The organism is Streptomyces sp. NPDC057654, from assembly GCF_042800135.1.
Taxonomy (GTDB): Bacteria; Actinomycetota; Actinomycetes; order Streptomycetales; family Streptomycetaceae; genus Streptomyces.
Genome location: NZ_JBHVHQ010000595.1, coordinates 1 through 5,473, shown reverse-complemented (window position 1 = coordinate 5,473; position 5,473 = coordinate 1). Strand labels below are relative to the sequence as shown.

The 5,473-nt window shown below is 75.5% G+C and carries 4 protein-coding genes; 3 read left to right on the top strand and 1 reads right to left on the bottom strand.

Annotation, left to right across the window (positions count from 1 at the left end):
* Positions 1–1,399, bottom strand: a 1,399-nt coding sequence (locus tag ACFU99_RS31505; RefSeq protein WP_384398512.1) for a PucR family transcriptional regulator ligand-binding domain-containing protein, incomplete at its 3' end; no start/stop codon positions are given.
* A gap of 335 nt (positions 1,400–1,734) precedes the next feature.
* On the opposite strand from ACFU99_RS31505, the gene ACFU99_RS31500 reads away from it, so the two are divergent.
* The 3 genes from ACFU99_RS31500 to ACFU99_RS31490 form a co-directional block, all read left to right on the top strand.
* The gene (locus ACFU99_RS31500; protein WP_384398510.1) at positions 1,735–2,634 is read left to right on the top strand and encodes an FAD binding domain-containing protein; all 900 of its coding nucleotides are present in this window, start codon (positions 1,735–1,737) and stop codon (positions 2,632–2,634) included.
* Entirely contained in the window at positions 2,625–3,206 is a 582-nt protein-coding gene (locus tag ACFU99_RS31495; RefSeq protein ID WP_384398508.1) for a (2Fe-2S)-binding protein, read from the top strand. Before ACFU99_RS31500 ends, ACFU99_RS31495 begins: the two co-directional genes overlap by 10 nt.
* A gap of 2 nt (positions 3,207–3,208) precedes the next feature.
* Positions 3,209–5,473: xanthine dehydrogenase family protein molybdopterin-binding subunit (locus ACFU99_RS31490; RefSeq protein ID WP_384398506.1), on the top strand; the 2,265-nt coding region annotated here is incomplete at its 3' end.

Here is a 5,473-nt window from a genome sequence, read left to right as displayed (position 1 = left end):
GCACATGGGAGGCGAGCTCCTGATGGCCCGCGGCGCTGACCGCGCCCGGCCGCGCCGCGGCGACGCGGCGGGCGTGCCGGGCCTCCTCCAGCGCGCCGCGCAGCCCCTCCGCGGAGTGCACGGCCGCGCTGACGCCCAGCGTGAGCCGCCCGTCGTCGGCCAGCCCGCGCGACAGCGGCTCGCGCACCGCGGCCAGCAGCGCGTCCGCGTGCAGACCCGGGGCCGGCGCGTCCTCCGCGTCGTCGTCGGGGAGCGCGGGCAGCGGTACGAGCGCCACGGCCTCGTCCCCGGTGTGCGCCACCGCGATCCGGTCGGACGGCTCGGGGCCCGTGGCGGCCGGGTCGACCAGCACCTCCTCCAGCAGCGACTGGGCCACGGCGCCGCCCGGCACGTCACCGCCCGCCCACTCGACGCGCGCCACCACGACCTGCCAGTGCGGGGCCGCTGCCGGCCCCGGCAGCAGCACGGGCGCCGCCACCCGCAGCCGGGCCGCGATCTCGGCGGGCTGCGCGCCCGACTGCACCAGCTCCAGGACCTCCTGCGCCAGCCGCCGCCGCACGGTGCGCGCGGCGTCCCGCCGGTCCCGTTCCACCGCGATCAGCTGCGTGACGCCGTGCAGCAGGTCGAGCCGCTCCGCCGGCCAGTCCCCGGCGTCCGCCTCGACGGCCAGCACCCAGTCCGACAGCACCGTCTCGCGCAGGTCGCGCCCGCCGCCGCGGACCGGGAAGAGGGAGTACGTACCGCCCCCGGCCGTGCAGCGGTGCGGCCCGCGGCGGCCCGTACGGGAGGCGGCCAGCTGCTCGCCCGCGAGCGCGGCGCGCACCTCGGCGGACAGCCCCGGCCCGCTGTCGGCCGCGGAGGACGACGAGGCCCCGGCGATCCGGCGCCCGGTGGGGGAGAGCACCCAGGCCCGCAGGTCCAGGTCCGAGCCGAGCAGGTTGAGGACCGCGTCCGGGCCGCCGCCCGCCGGGCCCGCGGTCATCAGCCGGCGGTGCCGGTCGACGACGGCCGCCAGGTCCCCGGCCCGCTCGCCGGAGACCTGCCGCACCACGTGCTCGGTGATCGACGCGAACGACACGCTCTCCACGACCGCGAAGAGCGGCAGCCGGTGGCGGGCGCAGGCCGCCACCAGATCGTCCGGCACCGGCCCCGTCTCGGCCTCGCCCGCCGCGAGCCCGGCGATCCCGGCCGCCGCGAGAAGGCGGACGAACCGCTCGGAGTCCTCCGGCTCGCGCCGCCAGGCGAGGCCGGTCAGCACCAGTTCGCCGCCGGACAGATACCGGCTCGGGTCGCGCAGATCGGTGGTCATCACGCCGCGGACGGTGCGCTCCAGCTCGTCTTCGCCACCGAGCAGCCGCAGGCGCAGGGCCTCGGCCTCCAGCAGGGTGCGCAGCCGCATCGTCGTCTCCGCCGATCTGTCTTGTTGTCACCAGTGGAATGCGGTGAGGTTTCCGGACCCCGCCTTTCGTTCGAATCTACAAGACCGGGCCCGCGACCAGCCAACTGCTTCATGGTTTCGGTGACTGCACCCGACGGCCGCCACCTGCGTGTACTGGGCGCACGCCGCCCGAACGGGACAGGAAGAACCAGGTACCGCCGACCGGGCACGCGTCCGGCGCACCCCCGGCACCACCTCGGCACAGCACCGAGCAGCTCCCTCGAACGAACTCGAACCTGAACGCGCACCTGACCGCGAACGCGCACTCGAACCCGATCGAGAAGAGACACCCACCCATGGACTTCCTGCGCCCCACCCGCTGGGAGGACGCGCTCGCCGCCAAGGCCGAGCACCCCGCGGCCCTGCCCATCGCCGGCGGCACCGACGTGATGGTCGAGCTCAACTTCGACCAGCGGCGGCCCGAGCACCTGCTCGACCTCGGCCGCGTCGGCGAGCTCACCGAATGGGAGACGGACGGCGGCCGCGTACGCCTCGGCGCCGCCGTCCCCTACACCCGGATCATGGAGCGCCTCCGCGCCGAACTGCCCGGCCTCGCGCTCGCCGCGCACACCGTCGGCTCGCCCCAGATCCGCAACCGCGGCACCGTCGGCGGCAACCTCGGCGCCGCCTCCCCGGCCGGCGACTGCCACCCCGCGCTGCTCGCCGCGGGCGCCGAGGTCGAGGCCGCGTCGGTGCGCGGCACCCGCCTCATCCCCGTCGAGGAGTTCTATACGGGCGTCAAACGCAACGCCCTCGCCCCGGACGAGCTGATCCGGGCCGTCCGCATCCGCAGGGCGGACGGGCCCCAGCAGTTCTCCAAGGTCGGCACCCGCAACGCCATGGTCATCGCCGTCTGCGCCTTCGGCCTCGCCCTCCACCCCGGCTCCCGCACGGTGCGGACCGGCATCGGATCGGCCGCGCCCACGCCCGTAAGGGCCCGCGCGGCGGAGGACTTCCTGAACGCGGCGCTCGCGGAGGGCGGGTTCTGGGAGTCGGGGCGGGCCCTGCCGCCGTCGGTCGCCGCCCAGTTCGCCGCGTTGTGCTCCGGGGCCTGCAACCCCATCGACGACGTCCGCGGCAGCGCCGCGTACCGGCGGCACGCGGTCGGCGTCATGGCGCGCCGCACGCTCGCCTGGACCTGGGACGAGTTCCGCGGCCCCGGCCGCTCCGCCGAGGGAGGCGCCTCGTGCGCGTGAACCTCACCGTCAACGGCCGGCCGCAGCAGGCCGACGACGTCTGGGAGGGCGAGAGCCTGCTGTACGTGCTGCGCGAGCGGCTGGGCCTGCCGGGCTCCAAGAACGCCTGCGAACAGGGGGAGTGCGGCTCCTGCACGGTCCGCCTCGACGACGTCCCGGTCTGCGCCTGCCTGGTGGCCGCCGGACAGGCCGAGGGCCGCGCCGTCGTCACCGTCGAGGGCCTCGCCGGCCTCGCCGAACAGCGCGCGGCCACCGTCGATACGGACCTGGGCACGGCCGACGCCGCCGGTACGGGCCCCCAGGGCCCCCACCAGGGCTCCCAGGTCCCCGCACTCGCCCCCGTACAGCAGGCGTTCATCGACGCCGGGGCCGTGCAGTGCGGCTTCTGCACCCCCGGCCTGCTCGTCGCCGCCGACGAACTCCTGGAGCACAACCCCGAGCCGTCCGACGCGGACATCCGCGAGGCGCTCTCCGGCAACCTCTGCCGCTGCACCGGCTACGAGAAGATCCTCGACGCGGTCCGCCTCGCGGCCGCCCGCGCCGCCGCCCCGGCCCCGGAAGGGGGGCGCTGACCATGGGCACGACCCGAGCGACCCGCACCACCACGCCCGCCGGCCTCACGCAGGGCGCCCCCGCCCACGGCGGCGTCGGCGCGTCCACGCTCCGCCCGGACGGCACGCTGAAGACCACCGGCGAGTTCGCGTTCGCCTCGGACCTGTGGCACGAGGACATGCTGTGGGGCTTCACCCTCCGCAGCCCGCACGCGCACGCCGAGATCCGCTCGATCGACACCGCCGAGGCGCTGGCGCAGCCGGGCGTGTACGCCGTTCTCACCCACGACGACCTGCCTGCGGCCGCCAAGAACTACGGCCTGGAGATCAAGGACACCCCCGCGCTGGCCCACGGCCGGGTCCGCCACCACGGCGAGCCCGTGGCCGTCGTCGCCGCCGACCACCCCGAGACCGCCCGCCGCGCCGCCGCCAAGATCAAGGTCGACTACGCGCCGCTGCCCGTCGTCACCGACGAGGAGAGCGCCACCGCCGCCGACGCGCCGGTGCTGCACCCCGGCCGCACCGACCGCCACGCCGCCCATGTGCCGCACCCCAACATCGTGCACCGCCAGCCGATCGTCCGCGGCGACGTCGCGGCGGCGCGGGCCCGCGCGGACGTCGTCGTGACGGGCGAGTACGAGGTCGGCATGCAGGACCAGGCGTTCCTCGGCCCGGAGTCCGGCCTGGCCGTGCCCGCCGAGGACGGCGGCGTCGACCTCTACATCGCCACCCAGTGGCTCCACTCCGACCTGCGGCAGATCGCCCCCGTGCTCGGCCTGCCCGAGTCCAAGGTGCGGATGACGCTGTCCGGCGTCGGCGGCGCGTTCGGCGGGCGCGAGGACCTGTCGATGCAGATCCACGCGTGCCTCCTGGCGCTGCGCACCGGCCGGCCCGTGAAGATCGTCTACAACCGGTCCGAGTCGTTCTTCGGCCATGTGCACCGCCACCCCGCCCGGCTCCGGTACGAGCACGGGGCGACCAGGGACGGCAAGCTCACCCATATGACGTGCCGGATCGTGCTGGACGGCGGCGCGTACGCCTCCGCCTCCCCGGCCGTCGTCGGCAACGCCTCCTCGCTCTCCGTCGGCCCGTACGCCGTCGACCACGTCGACATCGAGGCCATGGCGCTCTACACCAACAACCCGCCGTGCGGCGCGATGCGCGGCTTCGGCGCGGTCCAGGCGTGCTTCGCGTACGAGGCCCAGATGGACCGGCTCGCGGCGGAGCTGGGCATGGACCCGGTGGAGCTGCGGCGCGCGAACGCCATGGCGCAGGGGACGCTGATGCCCACCGGGCAGCCCGTCGACTCGCCGGCCCCCGTCGCCGAACTCCTGCGCCGCGTCAAGGCGCTGCCGCTGCCGCCGGAGCACCAGTGGGAGACGACGGAGGGCGCCGACGTACGGGCCCTGCCCGGCGGGCTGTCCAACACCACGCACGGCGAGGGCCTCGTGCGGGGCGTCGGCTACGCCGTGGGCATAAAGAACGTCGGCTTCTCCGAGGGCGCCGACGACTACTCCACGGCGCGCGTCCGGCTGGAGGCGGTCGGCGGCGAGCCGGTCGCCGTCGTGCACACCGCGATGGCCGAGGTCGGCCAGGGCGGCGTCACCGTGCAGGCCCAGATCGCCCGTACCGAACTCGGCGTCGCCCAGGTCACCATCCACCCGGCCGACACCCGCGTCGGCTCGGCGGGCTCCACCTCCGCCTCCCGGCAGACGTACGTGACCGGCGGCGCGGTCAAGCACGCCTGCGAGGCGGTACGGGCCGAGGTCCTGGAGCGGGGGCGGGCGCGGTTCGGCACGTACCACCCGGCGTGGGCCACCGCCGAACTGCTGCTGGAGGGCGGCAAGGTGGTCACCGACGCCGGCGAGGTCCTCGCCGACCTCGTGGACGTCCTCGCGGGCGACGCCGTCGACCTCGAACGCGTATGGCGGCACCGCCCCACCGAACCCTTCGACCGGCACACCGGGCAGGGGAACGGCCATGTCCAGTACTCCTTCGCCGCGCACCGCGCGGTCGTCGAGGTGGACACCGAACTCGGCCTGGTCAAGGTCGTCGAGCTGGCCTGCGCCCAGGACGTCGGCAAGGCGCTCAACCCGCTGTCCGTCGTCGGCCAGATACAGGGCGGCACCACGCAGGGCCTGGGCCTCGCGGTGATGGAGGAGATCGTCGTCGACCGCGACGGGAAGGTCCGCAACCCCTCCTTCACCGACTACCTCATCCCCACCATCCTCGACACCCCGAGCATCCCCGTCGACGTCCTCGAACTCGCCGACGCCGCCGCGCCGTAC

Excerpts from the sequence above, each read along its gene's own strand:
- ACFU99_RS31500 (WP_384398510.1), top strand. The coding sequence starts at position 1,735 with ATGGACTTCCTGCGCCCCACCCGCTGGGAGGACGCGCTCGCCGCCAAG.